We start from the raw sequence: 24,314 nt of genomic DNA, 5'->3' as shown, positions 1-24,314 counted from the left end.
AGTTGCCAAAATGACTGACACAACCCCAAGCTTGGACCAGATGTCTGCGCCTTCGTCAGGTGATCGGACACAGGATATGAGCCGCGAGTGGAACTATCACCCGGAACTGCCGCTCAAAGACCCGTCGATTTTCCAATGGCCACCAAACCCTGCCTATCTGGTGAGCTGGCTGGCACGCAATTGGCTGACACTCAGCGAGCGGGTTATAATGGCGATTTTGGCTGTAGCGCTGTGGTTTTTCTTTTACCCGTCGCTGGAGACAGCGCAGAGTTTTTCCGTTGGTTGGATCGCGCAAATCTATGCGATCAACTTCGTGATGATCTTTGCCGTGGCGGGGGGACTGCATTGGTATTTCTACATTCGCAAGGGACAGGGCAAAAAGCTTAAATTCGAACGGCGGGATCAGGGCAAGAACAACAAGCTTTGGGACTTCAGCGATCAGGTTAAGGACAACATGTTCTGGTCACTGGGGTCGGGCGTGTTCCAACTGACCGGGTTTCAGGTGGTTACCATGTGGTTGATGGCAAACGGCTATGCGCCCGTGATCACTTTTGGAGAGAACCCGGTGTGGTTCCTGGCCTGGCTGGTCATCGTCCCGATGTGGTCCGCGTTTCACTTCTACTGGGTGCACCGCCTGTTGCATCAGCCGTTCCTGTACAAGCGGGTTCACAGCCTGCACCACCGCAATGTGAATATCGGTCCATGGTCCGGGTTTTCGATGCATCCAATTGAGCATTTTATCTATCTGACCACGTTGTGCATTCATTGGGTTATCGCGTCGCACCCGATCCATCTGTACTTCCACATCGTGTTTCAGGGCCCGGGTGCTGCAATGAGCCACGCGGGATATGAAGACTTGCTGCTCAAGGATAAACGCAAGCTGTCTTTGGGCACCTTCTATCACCAGCTGCACCACCGGTATTACGAGTGCAACTATGGCAACCAGGAAATGCCTTGGGACCGCTGGTTCGGCACCTTTCACGACGGTTCGCCTGAGGCCACGGCCGAAACCCGTGCGCGCAAGAAGCGGATGTTTGGCTAGATTTCTCGTCTACTACGTTTCCAGACTGCGCGTCGACTTCGCCTTGCGCCCCACGGACGGCGAGGGGACGTTTCCGCAGCAAGGGTGACGACAGGCGGGAGTGCTCTGAGTGTTAGTTCAACTCGGTCGCACTTTGCCTGTTCCAATCGCCTCGATGGCCAACTTCTTTGTGCACAAGAAGCGAAGAGCGAAATGATTGCCTGTTCGCCGATATTGGATTGCTGTGGTTCGCTTGCTGATCATGGTTATCCAAGCAACTGAGCGTGCCTTGTGCTCAAACTCAAACTGCAAGGGCGTGCAGTCCGTGAGGTTTCAGAGCGCTTAAGCGTCCTTCCCTACTCGCCTTATAAATGGATGAAGCCCTGAACCACGGCCTTGCCTGCGCTGGTCGATCCGGTAAACGACATCATCTGTACGTCGTGATGACGTGACATAGCCGTGCCGACAAAGTCAATCGTGCCGCCTGAAATGTGGCACCCGTCGCGGCAGTATCCCATCGCCGCAAGGCCGACGGTCGATTTGCCAGCTCCGCTTTCTCCAGTAAGGCCCAGAACTTCACCTCGGTTCAGACCAAGATTGATGCCCTGGAAGATCTTATTCCAGCCATTGCCGGAATACCTTTCGATCCGCGGGTTTCTGATGGTCAGTAGATTGTCGTCCACCATAGTTTCAGCCCTTTGTAATTTTGATACCCGACACCACAACATTCATGGATACGGCCCTGGTCAGCCGGAAAGCTCGTGTACTGTCAAGCACGCGGAGAACAGGGATCAACATCAATGCATCGGTTCCCGAAATTGTCGGTAATAGTAGTGAAAAGACCAAAGAAGGGATCGTCATTACCACATCGATTAACCGCGACAGAATCTGGTCAATCCAACCGCCCCTTGCCGTGGCAATCAAACCGACGGTACCGTCCAACAGAAAGGTTAAGATAGATGTGAGCAGCGCAAGACCCACCGTAATTCGCGCGGCGTAGGCTATGCGCGACAGGAAGTTCCGGCCCAGGTTGTCAGTGCCAAGAATATGGCTTCTCCCCAGGGATCGAATTGTGAACTTACAATCGCGGTTTCGCTATAGGGGGCGATGAGCAGCGAAAAACCCATCAAATCACGTAGAAGACTACAATAATGATTCCGAAAATTGCTGTTGGCGGGGCAGTTGAAAGAACATCCCTCATCTGTTTCCTTACCTGCTGCGCATCCGGCACGGGTTCGTTGCGATAGACAGAACATCGGCTGTGAGATTAAGGGGATATTGATCATGGCAAAGGACAGGCAGGGCGCCTGAACAACAGAAATATCACGCTTGGACACGCTATCGACCAGCAGCTGACCAAGCCTAGGATAGACAAATACAACTTCCACCAGCACCACGCCTGGAATCAGGAATACCCGCGTCAATGGCCCCAGCACTGCTGACGCGATAGCCCCGAAGACGATGGGAAGAATCTTTGATCGGTTCCGTTCCGAAGCTTCGAGCATACTGCAACTGTGGTCACACTGATGCTTGATGGATCAAAGGTCTTGGATCAGGCCGCATGAAGCCCCAATATCACAACAGCTCAAAAGTCGCAGTTTAGCTATCGCTCACAGATTGTTAAGGTAGCCCATGTCGAAGGCATATCGCGCAGCACTTGCTTGCAGAACCGGTTTGGACAAGTGTAGCAAGACATTGAAGGTATGGAATTGAAAAACCGCGACTTAGAAATGGCGGGAAATCTGACCCAGAATCCACACTCCGTTCGGACAGGCGAACGTGAAAAAGTGCTTGAAGTTGCGATTGGTCGCGAGGTCCGTGCTTTTCGAAAACAGCAAAATATCACCGTCGCCGAAGTGGCCAATCTGACTGGTCTGAGCATCGGCATGCTGTCCAAGATCGAAAATGGTAATACATCGCCTTCGTTGACGACGCTGCAGCTGTTGGCTGATGCCTTGTCGGTGCCTCTGACAAGCTTTTTTCGACAATTCGAAGAGCGTCGCGAGGCCGTGCATACGAAAGCTGGCGAAGGCGTGGAGTTGGAACGCGAGGGAACACGCGCGAACCATCAGTACAATTTGCTAGGTCACATCGGCGCCAATGAATCAGGCGTAATCGTCGAGCCGTATCTGATCACCCTGACGGCAGAGTCAGATAGGTTTCCAACGTTTCAGCATGGCGGTATCGAAACGATCTATATGTTGGATGGCGAAGTGGATTATCGCCACGGGGACAACATTTACCCGCTACAACCCGGCGACACCCTGTTCTTTGATGCAGATGCACCGCATGGACCAGAGCGTCTGGTCACATTGCCGGCCCGGTATCTGTCTGTGATCAGCTACCCGCAAACGAATTAACAGCAGGCACCACGCCGAAGCGTGGTGCCCGTTTCAATGTCTTCCTTGATCGCTAAATCAGATGCGCGATGCCCTACTTGGACAAAGTTGGTTCCGTCTCGAGATCGGGCCAAACACCGGGTGATGTTGGAAGCCCGTCGTCAAATTGACCGAGGTAGTCCAGCATCATCGGTCGGTTGTCGATGAACCCCTTGTATGTGGCAAGCTCGACGGGAAGATCACGAACCACACGGTGCAAACGGCGCCCCCATTTCGGAACCGTTATCAGGTCCTGGAAATTGCACAGATAGCAGCGGATCGGGAACACCATTGCGTTTGAACTTGGCAGTCGGAAAAAAGTTTGCAGCTCGACCCTAAGATGCTGCTTGCGACCGATGTTCTCGGGCGTCAGCGTGTTTTTTTGAACACCCCACTGGTGATAGTTCTCGGAGCTGGTATCCAGCAGCGGGTTCACCGTCATTGTCCAGTTCAAACGCCGCGCCGGCGCGCCCTGTTGAATGTTCAGCAGGAACTTTAGCGCGCGTTTGAAAATGCCCATTTCATGCGCTTTGGGAACCGGCGCATGCCATTCGAAAAAGCTCATGCCGATGTGAAATCCAAGCTCCAGTCGGCTTGGGTCGTCACCATGCCTGCATCCATCCACAGCATTTCGTCGCGTTGATCCAGTACAACAAAATCGCCTTGCGCCTGACGGGTTATGTATTCCATCGGCCCATAAGGCAGGGTAGTTTCGTCCATAAAGGTAAAGCTGTGGTCGATGTCCATTGGCCTTTTTGCTGGGTCTGGTTCTGGGCATCGCAGCCTGGAAATATCGCGGGTTCGAACGGATAATGAAACCCATTCTATCCATTCTGCAAACCCTACCTTTCTTTACCTACCTTCTGCCGGCCGTGACCTTCTTCAAGGTCGGACCCACAGCCGGGGCCGTCGCGACAATCACCTTTGCGATCCCGCCCATGATCCTGATGACTACATTGGGTCTGAAAAAAGTCAGCCCCGAAGTGATCGAGGCAGGCCAGATGTCGGGATGCACCCGTTGGCAGATGCTGCGTCATGTTTATGTGCCAGCCGCGCGTACCGAAATTCTGGTCGGGGTCAATCAGGTGATTATGCTGTGCCTGGCCATGGTCGTTCTGACCGCCTTTATCGGCATGCCCGGCCTTGGTGCCAAGCTATTGGCGATGATGGGCAGCTTCAAATTGGGTCGCTCGTTCGAAATTGGGGTCACAATCGTTTTGCTGGCGGTCACGCTGGATCGAATGTCTAAGGCTTGGGTCGTCAAGCAACCGGTTCACTTTGAACGCGGCACGCCGTGGTGGAAACGGCATCAGATTTCATTGGTCGCCTTGGCCCTGTTTGTTGGGTTTATCCTTATCTCGCAAATCTTCCCGATCTTGGCCGCAAACAGCACCTAAGCCAGGGCAAGGAAATCGACGTTGCGATCAAGTCAGTCCTGGCATGGGACATGATCAAAGGCACAACCGAATGGCTGCGCTGGTTCCTGAACGTCAAAGTTCTGATCCCGTTCCGAAACTCTCTGTTAGCCATTCCGACACCGGCTTTCATCCTGATGGTGGTTGCTTTTGCCTATTGGGTCGACGGTCGCAAACCCGGTATCTATGCGGCGGTCTTTTTCACCATCGTTGCCTTTTCTGGCTGGTGGGACCGGTCGGTGATCACGCTTTGCACGGTGATTTCCGCTGTGACGCTGGCCACATTGATCGGCATTCCGCTTGGCGTTGTCGCCGCCCGCTCGTCTCGCTGGTCTAACAACATCCTTTTCGCCTGTGACACGGCGCAAACCTTCCCCAGCTTTATCTACCTGATCCCCGCGATCATGCTGTTTGGAGTCAACGATGTAGCAGTTGTGTTTTCGATCCTCATCTTCGCCGCCGTACCATTGATCCGCTACACGATCATCGGCCTGAGCAGCGTTCCACCTGAGATGACCGAAGCCGCCGACATGTCCGGCTCGACCCGTCGACAAAAGCTGTTGTCGGTGCAGTTTCCGCTGGCACTGCCGACAATAGCAGTCGGGTTCAATCAGGCCATCATGTTCGCCTTCTTCATGGTTATCATTGCGGCCTTCATTGGCACGCAGGATCTGGGCCAGGAATTGCAGCGCACGTTGGCTGGCACCGAACTTGGAAAGAACTTCGTTCTGGGTCTCAACGTTTCGCTCATGGCGCTTACCTTTGACATGGCGATCAGCAGTTGGGCAGAGCAGCGGAAAGAGCGGCTGGGGCTTGATTAGATATGGCACAGCTACAAAACGCTCGCACTGTCGTCCGATTTGAGGACATCGGTTTCACCCGGATGGAGATGGAAGGCCTGCCAGACGAGCAGGTCTGTTGGAAAAACGTCAGCTTTGACGAGGCAACAGGGCAAGGCAGCTATCTGATGAAGATGGCACCAGGCACCCGGTCCAACCCGCATACCCATACCGGCGCTGAAGAGTTCTTTGTCCTGGAAGGGGATCTGACAGATAACGACGGGTTCAGCTATCGCAGCGGGGATTTCGTCAGCCTGACTGCCGGATCCAGCCATTTTTCCTATACCAAAACGAGCTGTCTTTTGGAGGTAACCCATCGCGGTGCAACCAAATCCATCGTCGAAGGTGCATTATGACTGTGAAACCGGTTTTTGAAGTTCCGTTTGAGCGCAGCGGCGTTCTGGCCCCCGGCCTTCCGATCCTGCCACATGGGACAGAGCGTCATCCGGTGCCCGGAGCGGGTTCGCGCGCGGTTCCTATTTCCAAAGGTGACAAAATCACCTTGCTGGATCGCGATGGTATGCAACCGGCGGAAATGGTATTCTATGCCCCCGATCGCAGTTCCGATGCGGCCATGTTGGGCGCGCAGGGACACGGGCGGCCCGTCGGGTTGATCGCCACACTGGCGAATGGGTCATCGTCTGGCAAAAAGGTCTTGCGCGCACTGGAGATTGCCGGTTTCGACATCGGTCAAGGCGACGCGGTCCGCCCGACCCGCTCGCCGATCCGTTAAAGGACGTCAATGTTCAGCCAGGGAACGCCCGTTCATACGAGGTTAAAGCCGGGGAATTCATTCAGATCGTGGATATCAAGGGTCGCGAAAGTTCGGATTTTCAGGCTTTCAGTCGTCGAGCCTTGGACAATGGCACCGAACGCGAGATTGATCCGACCACAACGCGCAGCCTGATGGGCAACCTGTATCCACAACCCGGGATATTTTCAAAATTCTGGTCGGTTGATCAAGAACCGCTGGTCGAGATCATTCAGGACACCTGTGGGCGGCATGACACCTTTGGGTTGGCCTGCACCGCGCGGTATTACGAGGATCTCGGATACCCCGGCCTTGTGAACTGTTCCGACAATATCAACAAGGACCTTGACCAGTACGGCATAAAACCGCGCGGCGGCTGGCAGGCGATCAACTTCTTTTTCAATACGATGTTGGATGACACCAACGCCATCGGCATGGACGACCCATGGTCTCGGCCGGGCGATTTTGTCTTGTTGCGCGCGTTGACCGATCTGGTTTGCGTCAGCACCGGATGCCCCTGCGACATTGACCCGGCCAATGGCTGGAACCCCACCGACATTCAGGTGCGAACTTACAAGGCGACCGAGGATTTCAAGCGATCTTACGGCTATAGAAAATCTGCGGAGGCGGATGTGGAAGAAACCAAGAAAACAGCATTTCACGACTGCTTTGCACGGCACCCTCGTGATTTCATCGAATACAACGGCTATTGGCTGCCCAATACGATGACCAATCACGGCGCGATAGCCGAATACTGGGCCTGCCGGGACAAGGTTGCCGTGATGGACTTGAGCCCGTTGCGCAAGTACGAGGTTGTTGGTCCGGACGCCGAAGAGCTGATGCAGCTCTGCGTGACTCGTAACATGAAAAAGCTGAGCGTTGGTCAGGTCGTATACACCGCCTTGTGTTACGAGCACGGTGGCATGGTCGGCGACGGCACCGTTTATCGGTTGGGCGAAACGAACTTCCGCTGGATTGGCGGCAATGACACCAGCGGTCTGTGGCTGCAGGAACAGGCGCTCAAGCGTAACCTCAATGCTTGGGTGCGCAATTCGACCGATCAGCTGCACAATATCGCTGTTCAGGGTCGGTTCAGCCGCGAAATCCTGTCCAAAATCTTCTGGACGCCCCCGCAGCAACCGACAATTGACGAGTTGCCCTGGTTCCGGTTGACCGTAGCCCATGTCGGCGATGTGGCCGGAACGTCAGTCGTCATTTCACGCACCGGATATTCAGGCGAGCTGGGATATGAAATATTCTGCCATCCAAAGGACGCCGTAGAGATATTCGACCGCGTTTGGGAGATCGGCCAAGACTATGGCATCACACCGCTTGGCCTGGCGGCACTGGACATGCTGCGGATCGAAAGCGGATTGATCTTTGCCGGGTCCGAATTTGACGACCAGACCGACCCCTTCGAGGCCGGAATCGGCTTTACGGTTCTGTTGAAGTCAAAAACAGACGACTTCATTGGCCGAACGGCGATCGAAGAACGCAAAGCCCACCCGCACCGCAAACTCGTAGGGTTCGAAATCGAAGGCGGCACCATCCCGTCTGCCGGAGATTGCGTTCGCATTGGCAAAGCACAGGTGGGTGAAATCACAAGCGCGATGAAGTCGCCCATTTTGGGCAAAGTCATTGCCTTAGGTCGTGTCGCAACCACCCATGCCGCTCTTGGTACGGACATTGAGATTGGGCAGTTGGATGGTCAGCAAAAGCGTCTGAAAGCCAAGCTCGTGGCCTTCCCTCACTTTGATCCCACGAAAGAGCGCGTCAAGGGAACGTATACAGAGGCGACTGTTCCAGACGCAGCAGAATAGCTGCCGTGGTCCGGCACCAACCGAGGCAAAACAACAATGTTAGAGAGACGGCAGAGAATGCTGCCATATGTTTTGCTTTCGAGCAGTCTTGTTACCTATTGCCAAGAAGGGTTTGCAGAAGACTGCCACCAAGTTGAAGAGATCGAAAACTATGTCACCTTGGATGTTGCCCCGAAGGGATCACTGTGCAGAAGGTACGCGAGTCTTCAAAGCTATGTTGGGGTTTCCTGCTTTTGGGTGCACCCGTTCAGAAGCACAGATGCCGATCAATTCTTTGAGCGAATCTGGGCCCAAGTGACAAACTGTCGACAAGGTGAACTCTTTTGGGAGCAAAAGAACGTGAACCATCCCGATAGCTATCACCAGCGCAAACTGGTGACCGAGAATGGAACCTATCGCGTTTCGAAAAAGGACAAGGGCCTAGAAAAACGCACGTTGATCTTCCTGAGTTTCGGGCAATCAGGATCATGAGTTCAAGGCTGCCCCCGTCGCCGGAAATGATCGCACTCTTTCTGACGGAACTGGCCGCACCGACAAACAGATCCCCTGCGTTGTCTGTATCGATAATTGAACGTCGCCTGTCCGGGCTTGCCTGGAACTACACGCAGTATGGCTTCACCCTCGACCGTAAAGACAGGCACATCGCCACTGTGCTGGCTGGGATCAAGCGCAAGCATGCACGGCCGTCGGTCCAGAAAGAAGCGATCCTGCCCGAATATATTCTCGCGGTATTGGCCATTCTGCCCTTTCGTCTGCGTGGGTTATCAGTTGACCAACATGGTAGAACGGTGCTTCAACAAACCGAAAAGTACCTGCTGCGTCGCAATCCGCTACGACAAAACCGCAGACAGTTTTCCGGGGTTCATCGACATCATACCCATCCGCCGCTGGCTCCGCCATCTGTCAACATGACCTAGTTCAATTTTAAAAACTCCACTTACGCAGGGCTCTTTCTCTTTAGGGTCGCCGAAGGCATTTCCCCAAAAAGCGCTTTGTAAGCTCGAGAAAACTCGCCGAAATGCCAAAACCCCCAATCAAGGGCAACTGCGGAAACCGTAGTTGATGATTTCGAGCCGAGCTGCAAATCACTGCGGGCCCTGTGCAACCTTAAGCGCCGTAGATACGCAGCAGGAGGCATGTTTAGTATTTCGCGGAAAGCAAAGTGCAATGTTCGTTCACTTACGTTCGCATGGCGGCACAGATCCCGGACTAAAACGGGCCCGTCCAAATGCCGCATTGAGAAAGCTTCGACATCTTTGATGATCTTAGAGTAGCGTTGAAGAACATCATTTTCGAGTTTTCGATCAGCAGAGTCCTCGGCACTCAATACCGACACCAGGGCTTCCTGAATCTCAGTCTGGGCCGAGGCTCTTGCGATTTCGCTCAGACCAAAGAACTTGAGTCTTCGCTCGGCGGTATTGGCGACCTTCTGACAGAGCGACCAGAACTCCTGAACCTGTGGCCCATCGCAGGTTCTAAACTCGAACCTTTGCGCAAACGGATTTACCTCTACCTCGCCATGATCCAGAAGCAATCGTTTCAGGTCATCAGGAGACATCATTACGGTCACGCTTTCGTACCCGGGCTCTAAGACCAAATCCGCCTCGGTTCCGGGTGCGGCCACCACCATGATATCGGCGTTCAATCTGATACCGTCGATCATCCCTTTAGCAGTGGGGCCTATGGCCAAAAACGCAACATATTCCGGATCTACTTTCGTTCGGGTCCGGACCCGGTGGCTGGACTTGTGAGTCACCAACTGTATGCGTTCGAGCGTGACCAGGGTTCGTTTGGCCGAAAATGGCTTTCTGCCCAGGGCGATTATGTCCTGATCAAGGACTTCAATTGAATTTTGAACGTTGGTCGGGTCCGTGAGTTCCCAAATCTGGAAACACTCGCTGGACGTCTCAGGCCTGTTTCGCTTGATCATGGTTTCTCAGATCATATCAACTGCAGGAATCCGATAGACTGTCTGGCGACAGTATCGTCTCGTAAATCAACCGACAAGCCAGAGCCCGGAACCGTTGTTTCGGAATGAGCGAGGTGATTGGCGTGCTGACACAAGGATTTCTGAAACGGGTGGCTTTCGAACACCGCTTTTTCGCCAAGACCGTGTCTCTCTCATTTGTACTGGCGTTTCTGCCGGTTGGCACCGTCCAAATTCAGCAAGCACAATTGCGCCCAATTACTTTGATGAGCTTGCATCCATTCTGGAACACAGCGGGTACAGAACCATCACGGCGGGGAAACGGCATTTTGGAGATGCGCCTGATCATTGGCCCTCACTTTATGGATTCGAGGGCGACAAAAATCTATTTAATACAAATTGTTACGCACACTTAAAGCAAGGAGACGTCTCATGAAAATGGAACAGGTCAGCAACAGCTGCTATGCGGTGCTCAACGAAAAGAACAGGGTGTGCGATGCAAACTCAGGGCTCATCAATATCGGCGGCGGCCTTGTGATCGATACCCAGTCGGATCTGTCCCACGCGCGTCAAATGATCGACATGTTCGGCAAGGTCTGGACCGGGATGCCCAAGAAAGTTGTCAACACTCACGAAGATTCCGATCATGTCTTCGGCAATCAGTTGTTTCAGGGTTCAGAAATTATTGGCCATCGCAGTTTGCCCGAGAGAATGAAGCAGGTCGCCAATCCCGAAGAGTTCCTTCACATGATGCATATGGCGGAAGATGCCGTCACAGGCCCCCAGATGCAGGCGGTGCATCCTGGCGTGTTTACCGCGGCAAGGCAGATCGCTGAGGATTACGATTTCTCCGGTGTAAATCTCGTTCCACCCACAACACTTTTTGATGATCGGCTAGAGGTCATCCTTGATGACGTCGAGGTTCACATCATTCACGTAGGCCCCTGTCACCAAGTTGGTGACGCCATAGTTTGGCTGCCAAAGGAACGCGTTTTATTTGCCGGTGACGTCCTCTTTCGGCTGTGCACACCGATGGGGTGGGTCGGAACTTTCGACAAATGGTACCGCGCGCTCGATATGATTATCGACGAGTTGAAACCCGAAACCATCGTGCCCGGGCACGGCCCAGTCTGTGGCGTGGAAGGGGTCACGGAAATGAAAGCGTATCTGCGATACGTGGAAGCAGAGTCCCGTGTGTTTTATGACCGTGGACTGGCTGCGGGCGATGCGGCCCGCCGGATCGATCTTGGTCCCTATACAGATTGGCTCTGCCCGGAACGCGTTTACATGAACGTAGAGCGCGCATTTCGAGAATTTCGAGCAGAACCACACGATCAGCCTTGGGATCAGGCTGAAACCTTTGACGAAATATTCTCGGTGGCCAAATCAAGAAGTTTGTCGCCAACGTTTTGAACTTTGCCCGAACCGGAGGGATTCATTATGAAACTAGTCCGTTTTGTCTCACCTGGATCTGTGGAACCTGAATTTGGAGGATTGATCGGCACCTCAGTTGTCGCATTTTCGGTGCTTCAGGAAAAATCCGGCATGCACTTCGACTTCCTGGTGGACAGTCAAACCTATCTCGAAAATCTGCCCGAGAGTGAGCAAGCGGCCCGAACTTTGCTGGATTGGGGGCAACAGAATCTTCAGGAATTCGCAAGTGATGTCTTGTTCGAACAGGGGGCCATAAGATTTCTTGCACCGGTGGACGTCGCGGCCCTTTTTGATTTCGGATTGACGCCAAATCACCTTCGAAACTCTCTTGAGACATTGCTAAAATACGAAAAGGGGAACCCGACGACCGAGCCAATTTTACACGCCATAGGCAAAAGTCTGATTTCTGGCACGAGCGATGTCTCGACCCAAAAGCCAGAGCCGCTTCCCTACTACAAGTGTAATATGAATTCGATCACCGGAGATCAGCAGGTCATTCCATGGCCTCTTTATACATCCAGATTGGATATCGAACCGGAGCTCGCTGTGATCTACGGCAATTCCCGGCAACCTGTGGCAGGGTATTGTATATTCAACGACATTTCCGCTCGAGATGTTCAGGCCCCTGAGTTTACCGGAGGCCTCTGCCTGACGAAAGATATGGCCTGCGGCAATCAACTTGGTCCCTATTTGGTTACAACAGACGAAGTCGGCGACGCCTATGATCAAGACGTTTGGGTCGTCGTAAATGGTGAACCCCGGTTCTCTGGAAGTACATCCGAAATCAGCCACCGGCCCGAGGCCGTATTCGCCTGGATGCAGGAAATTTGTCAGATCGAACCAGGTACGGTGTTCGGTTTTGGGACGATCCCGGGATGTACAGGCTTGGATTTCGACGACTTTCTGAACCCTGGTGATCAAGTTGAAATCAACTTCTCGCGCTTGGGGACGTTGCGTTGCTCGTTTGCCGAACCGCAATCTGGCCTTGCTCCCGGCCGATGGCCAGTCCGGGCTTCGCTTGAAAGATACTTGGTCTAACTCAAACCAAAGGTGCCGCTATGAAAACCGACATTTCCCGACATGAGCGGGGGGCTGAAAAAATGGCTGAACTGTTTGGCTCGCAAGCTAGTGCCGCAGTGGATGCACTCGGGACGACATAGCTGAGAAAATTTTGCAAATGGCCGTTTATGCCGGGTTTCCCGCCGCTCTTCAGGCCTCCAAGGCAGCGGCATCCGTTTTCGCTGAGGAGTAGGTCAGCCATTTCCGCCACCACTGCCAGACAGTGGAGGCGGAAATTGCTTCAGTTATGATCCATATAAAACGGTCGTTCTTTTTGGATAACCCGCTAATTCACTGCCGAAGGCAGTAACAACGAAAGTACGGGGAACGCGACAAGCAGAATGATCACGGCGACGTCCATCACCAGGAAACGGGCGATCCCGGAAAATGCCTCTTCAACCGAAGCCCGCTTGCCGACAACATTCGCGATCACGAACACATTCAATCCCAAAGGTGGCGTAACCAGTCCGATCTCGAGAAGCTTCACGACAACAACACCGAACCAAATCAGATTCAGATCCATGGCCTCGACGACCCCGGCCAGAAACTGCCAAGTTTCAAGCTCGTCCGGACGAACAAGGTCAACAAATGCCGGCGCAACCCAAGCATCGGGCTTAACGATTGGCAGGTCGGCGAACAAAATCGGGCGCGTGTCATTGGGAATGTAATGCGGGATCAATGTTGCTGTACCCGCAACACCATCCTGAACGCCACCCAGCGTATCCTTCGCGGACAACAGCGACGATGCCCAGTTAATGTTCATCTTCAATTCGCCGTTTGAACGCTTTTCCAGTTCGGCGGCATACCATTTGACAACGTGGCCAAGGGCTCCTTGTCCCGGATTGCTGTCAGAGTGATTTAAGACGATTTCTGCAGACACGGATGTGGCTGCAAATATAACACCTGTAATGGCGCCAAGTGCAGCATTCTTAAGTTTGTGCATGGGTGTTTCCTCCCAGGATTTGCCTCTGCGGCAATGGCCGCAGCTTGATCACGCAAATTCGGCGGTGGCACGGATGTCACGCCTTTGAGCACTTTAGCCTGTCGGATGGAATTTTAATTAATCACTTAATTATTGCAACCTAATAAATTCTTTGGCTCAGACGGAAAGGTTGAACATCTCTGCTGTCAGTCGGTCGTGATGCAATAAGAGCTTCGTGTCCCGCACAGAGTGGGGCGATGGGCAAAACCCGACGCGGCCGCCAAGTGAGAAATCAGAACACACCCATGTTCAAGCCCGCGCCAAACGCCTGACCCAAATCACGGCACGGGGTCAACTGATCGTCGCTGAGAACCTTCGGGGCCAAAATGGTCTCGGGGGTTTGGGCGTAAGTGCACAGGATGATCGCGGGCTGGGCCTCTTTCAGACGCCACCCTTGGGCGATGCGGGCAATCTGGCGCACGGCGCCTTGACCGTCGGATCCGGCACAAATCATTTGCGCATAAGCGCGCCCTTCGATCTGACCCAATACCGGATAATAACAGCGGTCAAAAAAATCCTTCATAATCCCAGACATGGTTGCCAGGTTTTCGGGCGCACAAAAGATGTAACCGGACGCTGCCAGAACATCCTCTGGCCTTGCCTGGCTTGCCTCTTTCAGAACGGCCTGTGTTTCACCTTTGGCCGCGTCATAGGCGGCTTCGGCCATCTGCCGACTGCCGCCGGTGCGCGAGTGATAGACGATCAACAGGGATGACATGGGTCTTGCGCTCCAGTGCTCAGTCGGCCGCCAGGGTCGGGCTGTTTCCGGCGAGTGTAGCGGTGTGTTCCGATAGGATCGCCTTGAAATCTTCGAGCGCCTTGAACGATTTCTGTGCCACCGGATAGAGGATACCAAATGTCATCCAACGTGCTGGGCTGAGCGGCACTAGATCAACCAAACCGGGCCGGACCTCTGCCGCGCTCAGCTCGTCCGCAATGGTGACACCGGCCCCAGCAGCCACCAAACCGCAGGCGGTTTGCGACGAAGCAACCTCGACCGATTGCCGCGGGGACACACCGGCCGAGCTGAAGATGTCATCAAGCTGTTCGCGCAGCAGCAACCCGTGCATCAGGCGGATGACGGGTTCGTCCACCAGATCTTCGGCTGTGACTTCGGGGCGATTGCACAGGTCATGCCCCAAAGGCAAAACCGCTTGCCCCCGAACTCGGATCAGGGCCTCAGTGCGGATGCCGGGATGTTGGACAGGCAGGGCGCCGACCCCGATGTCATAGGCGCGCCCGGCCAGCCATTTGCCCGCATCCCGGCGGCTGCGCACGTCAAGGCTGACGTTGACGTTCGGGTGTTCCTTCATAAACTGGGCAATCGCCGGAATGGTCACGGCCTGCGCGATCCGTGGCATCGTCACGATCCGCAGGCTTTCCGATCGACCGGCGCGGATTTCAGCCGCAATTCGGGGCACCTCGTCCAGATTGTCTAAAATCCGCCCGGCCTCGCGATAGAACGACAATCCTTCGGGCGTCGGTGTCAGGGCGCGCCCGCTGCGATCAAACAAGGTCAGCTTGAGTTCCGCCTCGAGCCCCGAAATCAGACGACTGATCGCCGGTTGGCTCAGGTGCATGATCTCGGACGCGGCGGTCAGAGACCCCTCGGACAGGGTGGTACGAAAGGCGCGAAGAGCCTTGATGTTCATGTGCAAAGCTTTCGTATTTTGCAAGAGTATCAAACATCTTTGCATTTTTTGCAATTGAAGCTTTCCGGTACCTTGGGTGTGATCAATTTGGGAGGACCCTCATGAAACGCAGAACTCTGATTGGCGCTGTTGCCGCCACCATCGCACTCACGGTTTCCGCAACGGCCAGCCTGGCCGCTGATTGGCCCAAGCGCCCTATCAACCTGGTTGTGCCCTATAAGGCGGGCGGTGGCGCTGACGCTTATGCCCGAGCCATCTCGGCCGCAGCGGAAGGTGTGCTGGACGTGCCGGTTGTGGTCGTGAATAAGCCCGGTTCGGGTGGTCTGAACGGCGCAAACTCGGTCGTGGGCGCACGCCCCGATGGCTATACCATGATGATGACTTCGGGCGGTTCGTTCCTGCTGTCGACCATGACCCGCGATACCAAAATTGACGCTTTGGACAGCTTTCAGTTCGTCGCACAGGTTGGTCAACTTCGCACTTCGCTTATGGTGCCAAAGGACAGCCCGTACCAGACGGTGCAGGACGTGATCGACGCGGCCAAAGCCAACCCCGGTAGCTTGCGTTGGGCACATTCGGGTCGCGGTGGGTTCCATCACGTCGGCGGTCTGGGCTTCCTGGCAAACAACGACATCGAAGCACAGGACGTTCCGTTCAAAGGGGGCGGACCCACCCGTGCCGCCCTGATCGGGTCGCAGGCTGACTTTGGTTTCCTGGGTGTTCAGCAGTTAGCCGGTTTCGAAGAGCAGCTGCGCGCTTTGGCCGTCAACAGCCGAGACCGGGACACCATCATGAAGGACGTGCCCGCCTTTGGTGAGCTGGGAATTCCCTTTGCCGCCGTATCCTCGCCGGTGATTGTTTTTGCTCCGAAAGACACACCTGTCGAAGTTGTCGCCGCGATGGAGGCCGCTTTGGCCGAAATCGCTGCCAAGCCCGAGTTCGCGGAACTGTTGGCCTCGCGCGGGACCGGCCCGGTCTATCAGAACGGCGCAGACGCCAAGGCAGGGCTGACCGCCATGAAATCGGACGCCGCCCCGCTGGTCGAAGGCCTGAGCAAGTAAACTCCACTCACGACCGGGCCGCCACAATGGTCCGGTCGTTCCTAAACTGACTGACGGAGGATACCATGCGTGCATATGCCGAAGGGTTGGTTCTAATCGTGATTTCGCTGGTGGCCCTATGGGGCGCTTGGCAAGTTCCCGGCGCCACACCCGGTGACACCTGGGCCGGGATTGTGCCCTTTTCCGCAAGCCTTGCCCTGCTGCTGCTGTCGGGTGTGATGATCCTGGGTGCGTCGCAACAGACCGCCACGGGCGAAGACAAGACCGACCACGCCGCTACATTCGAATTCATTGGCCTGTTCCTGATCGCCCTGATCTATCAGCAGTCGTTCCGCTGGTTCGGCTATCTGCTGCCAACGGCTATCGTTGCGCCGATCGTCCTTTACATGTTCGGCGTGCGCAGCTGGATCGGTCTGGCGCTGTCGGTGGTGATCTGTCCGCTGGTGTTTCACGTCATTTTCTTTGAGCTGCTGGGGGTGTTCCCACCCTTTGGCGAGGTCTTTGACCTGCTCGACTGGATCAAGGGGTAACGGGCCATGGAAATCTTTCCCGCAATGCTTTCGGTCATCACCGATCCGACCCTTCTTTTTGCCATCGTTCTGGCCGCTGCTGTGGGCATGATCGTTGGTGCCACGCCGGGCCTGACCGCTTCGGCTGCGATAGCAATGCTATTGCCGATCACATTCTACATGCCGCCGCTCTTTGCCTTGGCGTTCCTCTACGTGATCGGAAAATCGGGCCGCTACGGCGGGTCGATTGCTGCGATCCTGTTCAATACGCCCGGCACCGCAGCTTCTGCCGCCACTCAAATCGATGGGTATCCTTTGGCCCGCGCGGGTAAGGCCGGGAAGGCGATGAAGGTGGCCACCATTTCATCGGTCATCGGGGACCTGATGGGAGATATCCTGCTGGTCGTGGGTGTCGGATTTATCGCTGCAATTGCCCTAAAACTGGGTCCGCCAGAAACCTTTGCGATCTACTTTGCCGCCTTCGTCGTCATCGGTTCGGTCATTGGCAATTCGATCACCAAAGGGCTTGCTTCGGCCATTATGGGTATCCTGATCGCGATGATCGGCCTGGATCCGATTTCCAGCGAAGAGCGTTACACCTTCGGGTCGTTTGACCTGTCGAATGGCATCGGTCTGGTGCCGCTGATGATCGGTGTCTTTGTTCTGGGTGAGGTGTTCGCCCAGATGGAATCGCGTCGCAAAGCGACCGGTGACGTCGAAGAGAACGAAAGCGAAGGCGACGGAAACGCGCTGACTTGGGAAGAATACAAACCCTGTCTGCCGCACGCCTTGCGCGGTGGTTTTATCGGCGCAGGCATCGGTGTTCTGCCCGGTCTGGGCTCGGCTATCGCTGCATTCATTTCGTATGGCGAGGGCAAGCGCCGCGCCACCAATCCCGAGAAATGGGGAAAGGGTGCGCTTGAAGGGGTCGCGGCCCCGGAATCGGCCAACAACGCCGTATCCGGCCCGTCTATGGCACCGCTGCTGACGCTGGGTATTCCCGGTTCGACCATCGGCGCGATCCTGCTGGGCGTGTTCCTGATCCACGGTATCCAGGTGGGTCCGACCCTATTCCTAACGGACAAGGAGCTGGTGTACAAACTGTTCGCCTGTGGGATGCTGGGCATCGTGGCCTATGGATTCATCGGCTACTTTGGTGCAACTCAGGTCGCCAAATTGATCCTCAAGATCCCGACAAATGTGCTTTATCCGCTGATCTTCTTGACGGCATTTGTCGCCTCATACTCGGCCCGCGGATCAATGTTCGACGTGACCGTGATGACCGTGGCGGGATTTGGTGGCTGGCTGATGCGCAAGTATGACTTCAACATTGCCGCCTTTGTCATCTCGTTTGTGCTGGCCAAGGGCGCAGAAGAGACCTTCCGCCAATCCCTGCTGATGTCGGATGGTGGTGCGCTGATCTTTGTCGAGCGTCCGGTTGCTCTTGGCTTCCTGTTGCTTGGCGTTGTTGCGATCGCTTTTCGGGTGCGCGGCATGATGAAAGAGCGCAAGCTGGCGCAGGGAGGTCTGGGTGATGCTTGATTTTGGCCTCTATCGCGACTGTTTCTCCAGCGCCGATATGCGGTCGATCTGGTCTGAACATGCCACGATGTCTGCTTGGCTGACTGTCGAGCAGGTGTTGGCCGGGCAACAGGCCAAGCTGGGTCTGATCCCGGCCGAGGCGGCCGAGGCCATCAATGCGGTTTCGGTCTGTGACCTGGATCAGGGGGAGCTTCAGCACGAGATGATGCTGGTGGGGCGCCCAATTGTTGGCCTGGTCAAGCAGTTGCGTGCCAGGGCTGGTGGTCATGGTGAGCATGTTCACTATTGCTCGACCACGCAAGACATCATGGACACCGCTGTGGCGTTGCAGATGAAGCTGGGGCTGGAGCACATTCAGGATACGTTGGGGCGAATTGATATTGCACTGGCGCGCCTGATCGAGGCGCATCCCGATATTTGGATGATGGGTCGCACCAACGGTCAGTACGCCGTTCCGATCCGGCTGGCGACCAAGCTGACGCTCTGGCAGGCCGAGATGCACCGCCGTTCCGATGCCCTAACCGAGGCCGCGCGCCGTGGTCTAAATGCCCAAGTGGGTGGCCCGGTAGGTGATCTGCGAGAGTATAAAGACGGCGTCGGATTGCAGGTCAAACAGGGTGTTGCCGGCGCTTTGGGTCTCTTTACAGCCGAGCCACATTGGCAGAACGCCCGGGATGGCGTGGGTGATGTGGTGTCTGCCCTTGGATTGTTATGCGCGACGCTCTGCAAGATTGCGCACAACGTGAACCTGTTGTCTTCGTCGGACATCGGAGAGGTGCACGAGGTGCACGAACAACGCAAGGGCGCATCATCATCCATGGCGCACAAACGCAACCAACGCGCGTCCGAATTCGGCGAAGCGGTGGCCCGTCTGGGGCGTCAACGCGCCGAGCAGATTGGCGAGTTGACCCAGCACGAGCACGAACGCTCAGGCGGCGTCTGGATCGCTGAATGGGTTGTCGTTCCGGAAGTCTTTCTGCTGACGTCAGGTGCGGTGTCTTGGACCGAGACCATGTTCAACACGCTGACCGTCAACAGCGACGCGATGCAAGACAAGCTGCCTGGCGCAGCTTAACCGAACTCCCTCGCCTGGTCCGGAGACAAAATGGACCGGGTCTCTTCCCGTGAGTCGTCGATCCCGCTTCGGATCGGCGGCTCTTTTCGTTTGTTGATGTGATGAATTTTCCGACGACCGAAGCTGAATGTTGATCTGTGTGGAAAATGGTATTACAAGCTGTATACAATTTTGCGACTTCCTGATCCGATTGGACCCCTCTGCGATGACCAACACCTCACCGGCCACTCTGAATGGCGCTCAGATCATCCTAAAAATGCTGGAACTCCACGGGGTTGAACATGTGTTCGGCCTGCCCGGGGAAACCACGATCGGCTGGTATAAAGAGTGGCGCGAAAACTCGAACATCGAATACGTGCTGACTCGGGATGAGCGCACAGCGGCCTATGCGGCCGAAGCCTATGCCAAGATCACCGGCAAACCTTGTGTGCTAGAGGCGCCGAGCCCCGGTGTCACCCACTGCACCCCCGGCATCACCGAGGCCTATCTAAGCTCGGTCCCGATTATCTATTTCAGCTCGGACATCCCGATTAATCAGGACAAGAAGCACGGGCTGACCGGGGTCGACCAAACGGCGCTTTATGACAGCATCTGCAAAGAAAGCTTTACCCTGACCAACGCCTTTGAGATCCCGTTCATGCTGCGCCGCGCGTTCCGTGTTGCGACTTCGGGTCGTCCTGCGCCTGTGCATATCCGTGTGCCGATCAACGTGTTTCACGAAGAGGCCGAAGTGGATGACCTATATGCGTCGCCCGAATACGGCAGCTATCCCGCGCATCGCCCGGTCGCCGATCACGGCAAGATCCGCGAGGCTATCGACGTGCTGCTGGCGGCCAAGAAACCAGCGATCGTGTGCGGGCAGGGGGCGTTGATCTCGCGCGCCACGCAGGCGGTTCTGGAACTTGCGGAACTGTTGCAGATCCCGGTTGCGACCACGACGCCGGGTAAGGGCACGATCCCGGAAAACCATCCACTGGCCTTGCGGGTAATCGGTGGCCGTGGTGGGATGGAGTATTCCAATTCCTACGTGCGCGAGGCGGATACGATTTTCTTTGTTGGCAGCAACACCGACAGCGCGGCCACGGATCATTGGAAGCTGTACGGCGATCCCAAGACCAAGACGTTCCTGCATCTGGACATCGCCGAGGCGCATGTGGGCAACATGTTCCCGGTCAAGGTTGGCATGGTCGGGGACGCGCGCGCGACGCTGGATTACATGGTCCAGATTCTAAAATCAGAACACCCCGATCTGCGCCGTGATGAGATTGACCTGAACCCGATCAAGAAGACCGCGCTGGACAAAGTGTTCAATTCGAACATCCCGATGCCCGAAGGTACGGTTTCACCAGTAAAACTCAGCCAAGCCTTGGACAAGATCCTACCTGCCAACGCAATCATCACGTCCGAGCCGGGCGTGAGTGCCATCTACCCGTCGGCGTTGCTGACGATCAAGGAACCGGGGCGGCGCTATATCACCAACTACTCGATGGGGGCGTTGGGCTATTCGGTGCCGGCGGGATTGGGCGCGTCTTATGCCTCTGACGGGCCCATCATTTCGTTCACTGGTGACGGGTCGTTTGGGTTTGTGATGGGCGACATGGAAACCATTCGTCGGTCAGGAAAGAACGTCACCGTTATTCTCAATCGAAACGATACCTTTGGTTGGATCCGAGGAGAGGCGATCTTGTTGGATGATGTGGACGAGCCCTGGTCGACGGACTTTGGTGCAGTGGATTATGTCAAACTAGCCGAGGCCTTTGGGTTCAAAACGGTGCGGATCACGTCTGAGGATGAGATTGAGACGATCTTGCAAGAGGCGATCGAACATGAGGGCGCCAGCTTTATCGAGATGATGGTACCGACGCAGGATAAGATCGTGCCGTTTGTCCCAAATTGGGTTCGAGCTGCGAAGGCAAAAAACCTGCCATACTTTGAGTAACATTAGGGCTAGACGGTTCAGCCCTAAATAGCGGAACGCAAGGCAGCGGGCGCAGCGGGAGAGTAATTCTTACTCTCCCGCTGCGCCCGCTGCTTCCTTTTCCTTTCGAGCCGTCAGGCAGAGAAACCGAACTTAGTACAAGCCTGCCCGGGGATCGTCGAGCTCAAGCGGAAACCGCTGTGGCATTAGCCCCTGATGGAACCAGTTCACGAAAGAGTAGATTGAATAGACTGGCAGGCCTGTGACTTTTCGCACGTCGCGGGCGTAGGGCACCATGTTGGTGCATTCCAGAACGATTGCGCCGATGTCCCGGTCTGTTTCCACGATCTGGCGCGCGGCATCGATCATGTCCTGACGACAGGCCTCAAAGTCAATCTCGGCGTGATCATCCAGGATGCAGCGGGTAAAGGCGCGGCCGCCATCGGTGCCAAAGATCGGAACTTCATCAAGGTTCGAAACGCCTGCCGCCTTCATGTGAGCTGGTGTCAGCGTGTTCTTTGATATCGTCAGAACCGCCACTTTCTTGCCCGGTCCCATCAGCGCCTGCACTATGGGGATCTGCATCAGGGAGGAGGTCGCCACTGGCACCGGAACCGCCCTGGAGATCCGCTCCTGCGTCAGTGCCAAGAACCCGCAGTTGGTGGTAATCCCGTCACACCCGCTTTCTACCAGTTCATTGGCTGCAGCAATGAAGTCATCGACAAGCAGCATGGGATCCTGGCGCACAACTTTGTCGGGGCTGGCTCCCTTAACCACGCGGTACTGTACAGGAAATGGCCATGTGGTGGCGTTGCCGATATCGCCGTAGATGCGCGGAAAACGCGCTTCGAGCATCAGGATACCTAGCACAGCGCCATAGACGGATTTTCCACCAAATTCGGTTGCCATTGCTCTGGCCCTTTCCTGAAAAACCTTAGTGTTGAGGGACGTAAAGGTTGCTATACGCCTTGCCCACGATTTCAGTCGCCTCAGCATTGTGCGTCTTGATATGAGTGCGCATGCGCTCTTCGGCGGCTTGGCTGTCACGATTTTCCAGCGCTTCGAAGATGTGCAAATGCGCTGCGTGGGTGATGTCGATCCGTTCTCGCATTGCAATCCAACGTACATAGCGGATGCGTTCGTAAGTTAGCTTGATCATATTCACCAACTCGGGGTTGCCTGACAGCCCCGCGATCATGAGGTGAAATTCCTCATCAAGGCGCACGATTTCCTTGGTTGGAGTGCCATCTGCATAGCGGTCTGCGGTATCGGTCAGGAACTGCCGGAGAATTGCGATGTCATCGTCGCTTGCACGCTCGACGGCGGCGCGAATGGCTGCGGTTTCTAGCGCCTCGCGTATTTCGTACAAATGTACAACCAGTTCCGGGGTCAGTGGCTGACAAAAGAATCCGCGACCGGGTTCAAACATTAACAGACCTTCCGCGGTCAGCCGATTCATCGCCTCGCGTAGGGGAGTTCGGCTGGCGCCCAACTGTTTGGACAGCTCGCTTTCATTGATCCGTTCCGCTGGCTTGAACTCGAAATTGGCAGCCATCTGGCGGACCTGTTCGTACACCAAATCAACGCTCGTGCTCATGTCCGGTTGCCTTTTTGATTGACTGATCCGTTCTTGCCATAGCCGGGCCAAATGTCAATGAGTTTGTCCACAATATTGGATGCGGAATTGTATACAGAATATGGGGTGGCAGACGACTTTGCTTGGCAACGACGTTATGCGATGTGCTCTGGGATACTTCGCGCCGATCGTCGACTTTAGGCTTGCGAAGAAATTTTGGGGATAGTGGGTTTTAGGTTCTTCCAAGACAGGTTCCTATGCTGCATGAGAACACGTTGCTCTTCGAGATCCGAAGTAAGCAGCAAACCCAAGTTTGATGAGTCCAACCATAGACATAAACTGTGTTAGTGTCTGATGATGCCAAAGCCGAACCCATATCGCCCGTTTCGCCCGGATTCCGATCAGGTTTCATGTCAGCCTGCGATTAGCGGCAATCAGATAAACGGACTGGGCGAGCCAGAGCCGCGTAACCCTTCGATGGTCTATTGGGCGCCCGAGCCAGGGGACATTCCACATGGGACCCTACAGCTCTATTTCTACCGGCGATCAGCTAACGAACCGGCGTTCGGCAGTCGACGAGCCGAGCGACAGCAGATTCTGGACGCTCCCCTACCCGATGTTGCTGTTGAGGCTATCTCTCGGTCTTCGAAGGAATGGACGCGCGGCTTGGATCATTTTGTGCAAAGTTCCATTTGTGAAATGACCGGGGTTGCCGAAATGCGGCCCGAGTGGGTGTTCGAAGGCCATGGCATCCCGCAGTCGCGGGTCATCGTCTTGGGCGTGCAACACGATTATGTCGAGATTTCCACCGCGCCGGAAACCCGTGCAGGGCTGGAAGTGATGGCCCAATATGCCCGTGCTGCTTTGGCTGCTAAATCGGTTGCCGGGTGGATTCGGGAACAAGGATGGGAGGCCGAGGCCGTCACCGGACCGATGACCGGGGCGCTTGCGTTGATTCCGCCTGCGTTGGCCTGCGGGTTTGGAGAGTTGGGCAAGCACGGTTCGATCATCAACCCGGAACTGGGCGCCTCATTTCGGCTGTCCGCGGTACTGACCGATGCCCCGTTTGAGCCGACCCCCGCGCGGGAACACGGGATCGACGCTTTTTGTCAGAACTGCCGGATTTGCGAAGATGCCTGTCCGCCCGAAGCCTTGTCGGCGGACAAGCAAATGGTACGGGGCGCGCGCAAATGGTACGTCGATTTCGACAAGTGTTTGCCATTCTTCAACCAAACCCACGGCTGTGCGATCTGCATCGCGCAATGCCCTTGGTCGCGTCCCGGTGTAGGAATAAGCTTGGCGGCCAAACTGGCCCGAAGAAAAGAAAGGGCCGCAGCCGAATGACGGCGACCCCT

At 55.4% G+C, this 24,314-nt stretch carries 20 protein-coding genes and 7 pseudogenes; 18 read left to right on the top strand and 9 right to left on the bottom strand.

What is annotated here, in order from left to right; translation table 11 throughout:
* Positions 1–10 precede the first annotated feature (10 nt).
* Positions 11–1,042 carry a sterol desaturase family protein gene (locus G6R15_RS18155; protein WP_164661394.1) on the top strand — a complete coding sequence of 344 codons (1,032 nt, stop codon included), beginning with the start codon at positions 11–13 and terminating at the stop codon, positions 1,040–1,042.
* Positions 1,043–1,386: 344 nt separating this feature from the next.
* Here the strand turns inward: G6R15_RS18155 and G6R15_RS18150 are convergent, their stop codons facing one another.
* Both G6R15_RS18150 and G6R15_RS23140 read right to left on the bottom strand, forming a co-directional pair.
* Positions 1,387–1,707: an ATP-binding cassette domain-containing protein gene (locus G6R15_RS18150; RefSeq protein WP_164661393.1), complete on the bottom strand. Its 321-nt coding sequence runs from the start codon at positions 1,705–1,707 to the stop codon at positions 1,387–1,389.
* A gap of 523 nt (positions 1,708–2,230) precedes the next feature.
* A pseudogene (locus G6R15_RS23140) lies at positions 2,231–2,430 on the bottom strand (ABC transporter permease); the annotation flags it as partial.
* 321 nt (positions 2,431–2,751) lie between these two features.
* Between G6R15_RS23140 and G6R15_RS18140 the strand changes: the two are divergent.
* Complete coding sequence (locus G6R15_RS18140; protein WP_240336806.1) at positions 2,752–3,381, top strand: helix-turn-helix domain-containing protein; 630 nt, start codon at positions 2,752–2,754, stop codon at positions 3,379–3,381.
* A gap of 73 nt (positions 3,382–3,454) precedes the next feature.
* On the opposite strand, the pseudogene G6R15_RS18135 reads toward G6R15_RS18140, so the two are convergent.
* Positions 3,455–4,089, bottom strand: a pseudogene (locus tag G6R15_RS18135) (DUF3445 domain-containing protein).
* Positions 4,090–4,142: 53 nt separating this feature from the next.
* On the opposite strand from G6R15_RS18135, the pseudogene G6R15_RS18130 reads away from it, so the two are divergent.
* The 6 genes and pseudogenes from G6R15_RS18130 to G6R15_RS18105 form a co-directional block, all read left to right on the top strand.
* Positions 4,143–5,635: pseudogene (locus tag G6R15_RS18130) on the top strand (ABC transporter permease subunit); the annotation flags it as partial.
* 2 nt (positions 5,636–5,637) lie between these two features.
* Positions 5,638–6,009, top strand: a complete 372-nt coding sequence (locus tag G6R15_RS18125) for a cupin domain-containing protein (protein WP_164661391.1) — start codon at positions 5,638–5,640, stop codon at positions 6,007–6,009.
* Positions 6,006–8,224, top strand: a pseudogene (locus G6R15_RS18120) (DUF1989 domain-containing protein). Before G6R15_RS18125 ends, G6R15_RS18120 begins: the two are co-directional and overlap by 4 nt.
* Before the next feature lie 57 nt (positions 8,225–8,281).
* Positions 8,282–8,695 carry a hypothetical protein gene (locus tag G6R15_RS18115; RefSeq protein ID WP_164661390.1) on the top strand — a complete coding sequence of 138 codons (414 nt, stop codon included), beginning with the start codon at positions 8,282–8,284 and terminating at the stop codon, positions 8,693–8,695.
* Positions 8,696–8,703: 8 nt separating this feature from the next.
* A pseudogene (locus tag G6R15_RS18110) lies at positions 8,704–8,988 on the top strand (integrase); the annotation flags it as partial.
* Positions 8,987–9,136: pseudogene (locus tag G6R15_RS18105) on the top strand (IS5/IS1182 family transposase); the annotation flags it as partial. The pseudogenes G6R15_RS18110 and G6R15_RS18105, both read left to right, overlap by 2 nt.
* 25 nt (positions 9,137–9,161) lie before the next feature.
* Here G6R15_RS18105 and G6R15_RS18100 read toward each other — a convergent pair.
* Entirely contained in the window at positions 9,162–10,154 is a 993-nt protein-coding gene (locus G6R15_RS18100; RefSeq protein ID WP_164661389.1) for a helix-turn-helix domain-containing protein, read from the bottom strand.
* Positions 10,155–10,258: 104 nt separating this feature from the next.
* Here G6R15_RS18100 and G6R15_RS18095 point away from each other — a divergent pair, with 104 nt between their 5' ends.
* The 4 genes and pseudogenes from G6R15_RS18095 to G6R15_RS23135 form a co-directional block, all read left to right on the top strand.
* Entirely contained in the window at positions 10,259–10,567 is a 309-nt protein-coding gene (locus tag G6R15_RS18095) for a hypothetical protein (RefSeq protein ID WP_164661388.1), read from the top strand.
* Positions 10,568–10,583: 16 nt separating this feature from the next.
* Complete coding sequence (locus G6R15_RS18090) at positions 10,584–11,564, top strand: MBL fold metallo-hydrolase (RefSeq protein WP_164661387.1); 981 nt, start codon at positions 10,584–10,586, stop codon at positions 11,562–11,564.
* A gap of 27 nt (positions 11,565–11,591) precedes the next feature.
* Positions 11,592–12,623 (top strand): fumarylacetoacetate hydrolase family protein, encoded by a 1,032-nt coding sequence (locus G6R15_RS18085; RefSeq protein ID WP_205520555.1) that lies wholly within the window; start codon positions 11,592–11,594, stop codon positions 12,621–12,623.
* 106 nt (positions 12,624–12,729) lie between these two features.
* Positions 12,730–12,837, top strand: a pseudogene (locus G6R15_RS23135) (carboxymuconolactone decarboxylase family protein); the annotation flags it as partial.
* A 93-nt stretch (positions 12,838–12,930) separates the two neighbouring features.
* Here the strand turns inward: G6R15_RS23135 and G6R15_RS18075 are convergent.
* The 3 genes from G6R15_RS18075 to G6R15_RS18065 all read right to left on the bottom strand — a co-directional run bounded on the left by G6R15_RS18075 (position 12,931) and on the right by G6R15_RS18065 (position 15,278).
* On the bottom strand, positions 12,931–13,587 hold the full coding sequence (locus G6R15_RS18075; protein ID WP_164661385.1) for a TRAP transporter large permease subunit: 657 nt from the start codon (positions 13,585–13,587) through the stop codon (positions 12,931–12,933).
* A 271-nt stretch (positions 13,588–13,858) separates the two neighbouring features.
* Positions 13,859–14,344: a flavodoxin family protein gene (locus G6R15_RS18070; protein WP_164661384.1), complete on the bottom strand. Its 486-nt coding sequence runs from the start codon at positions 14,342–14,344 to the stop codon at positions 13,859–13,861.
* 19 nt (positions 14,345–14,363) lie between these two features.
* Positions 14,364–15,278: a LysR family transcriptional regulator gene (locus tag G6R15_RS18065; protein WP_164661383.1), complete on the bottom strand. Its 915-nt coding sequence runs from the start codon at positions 15,276–15,278 to the stop codon at positions 14,364–14,366.
* A 101-nt stretch (positions 15,279–15,379) separates the two neighbouring features.
* On the opposite strand from G6R15_RS18065, the gene G6R15_RS18060 reads away from it, so the two are divergent.
* The 5 genes from G6R15_RS18060 (at position 15,380) to G6R15_RS18040 (ending at position 21,404) form a co-directional block, all read left to right on the top strand.
* Positions 15,380–16,339, top strand: a complete 960-nt coding sequence (locus G6R15_RS18060; protein WP_164661382.1) for a tripartite tricarboxylate transporter substrate binding protein — start codon at positions 15,380–15,382, stop codon at positions 16,337–16,339.
* A gap of 65 nt (positions 16,340–16,404) precedes the next feature.
* Entirely contained in the window at positions 16,405–16,869 is a 465-nt protein-coding gene (locus G6R15_RS18055) for a tripartite tricarboxylate transporter TctB family protein (protein ID WP_164661381.1), read from the top strand.
* 6 nt (positions 16,870–16,875) lie between these two features.
* Positions 16,876–18,390: a tripartite tricarboxylate transporter permease gene (locus tag G6R15_RS18050; protein ID WP_164661380.1), complete on the top strand. Its 1,515-nt coding sequence runs from the start codon at positions 16,876–16,878 to the stop codon at positions 18,388–18,390.
* Complete coding sequence (locus tag G6R15_RS18045; protein WP_164661379.1) at positions 18,383–19,465, top strand: lyase family protein; 1,083 nt, start codon at positions 18,383–18,385, stop codon at positions 19,463–19,465. Before G6R15_RS18050 ends, G6R15_RS18045 begins: the two co-directional genes overlap by 8 nt.
* A 205-nt stretch (positions 19,466–19,670) precedes the next feature.
* A complete protein-coding gene (locus tag G6R15_RS18040) occupies positions 19,671–21,404 on the top strand; it encodes a thiamine pyrophosphate-binding protein (protein ID WP_164661378.1) in 1,734 nt (577 codons plus the stop codon).
* 132 nt (positions 21,405–21,536) lie between these two features.
* Here G6R15_RS18040 and G6R15_RS18035 read toward each other — a convergent pair whose 3' ends face one another.
* The gene (locus G6R15_RS18035) at positions 21,537–22,292 is read right to left on the bottom strand and encodes an aspartate/glutamate racemase family protein (protein ID WP_164661377.1); all 756 of its coding nucleotides are present in this window, start codon (positions 22,290–22,292) and stop codon (positions 21,537–21,539) included.
* A 25-nt stretch (positions 22,293–22,317) separates the two neighbouring features.
* A complete protein-coding gene (locus G6R15_RS18030; protein ID WP_164661376.1) occupies positions 22,318–22,980 on the bottom strand; it encodes a GntR family transcriptional regulator in 663 nt (220 codons plus the stop codon).
* Positions 22,981–23,658: 678 nt separating this feature from the next.
* Here G6R15_RS18030 and G6R15_RS18025 point away from each other — a divergent pair.
* Positions 23,659–24,303 carry a 4Fe-4S dicluster domain-containing protein gene (locus G6R15_RS18025; protein WP_240336805.1) on the top strand — a complete coding sequence of 215 codons (645 nt, stop codon included), beginning with the start codon at positions 23,659–23,661 and terminating at the stop codon, positions 24,301–24,303.
* Positions 24,304–24,314 lie beyond the last annotated feature (11 nt).

Source organism: Tropicibacter sp. Alg240-R139, from assembly GCF_900537075.1.
Lineage (GTDB): Bacteria > Pseudomonadota > Alphaproteobacteria > Rhodobacterales > Rhodobacteraceae > Falsiruegeria.
Note: the sequence above shows the minus strand (reverse complement) of the source record. Positions and strands in the feature narration are given on the sequence as shown.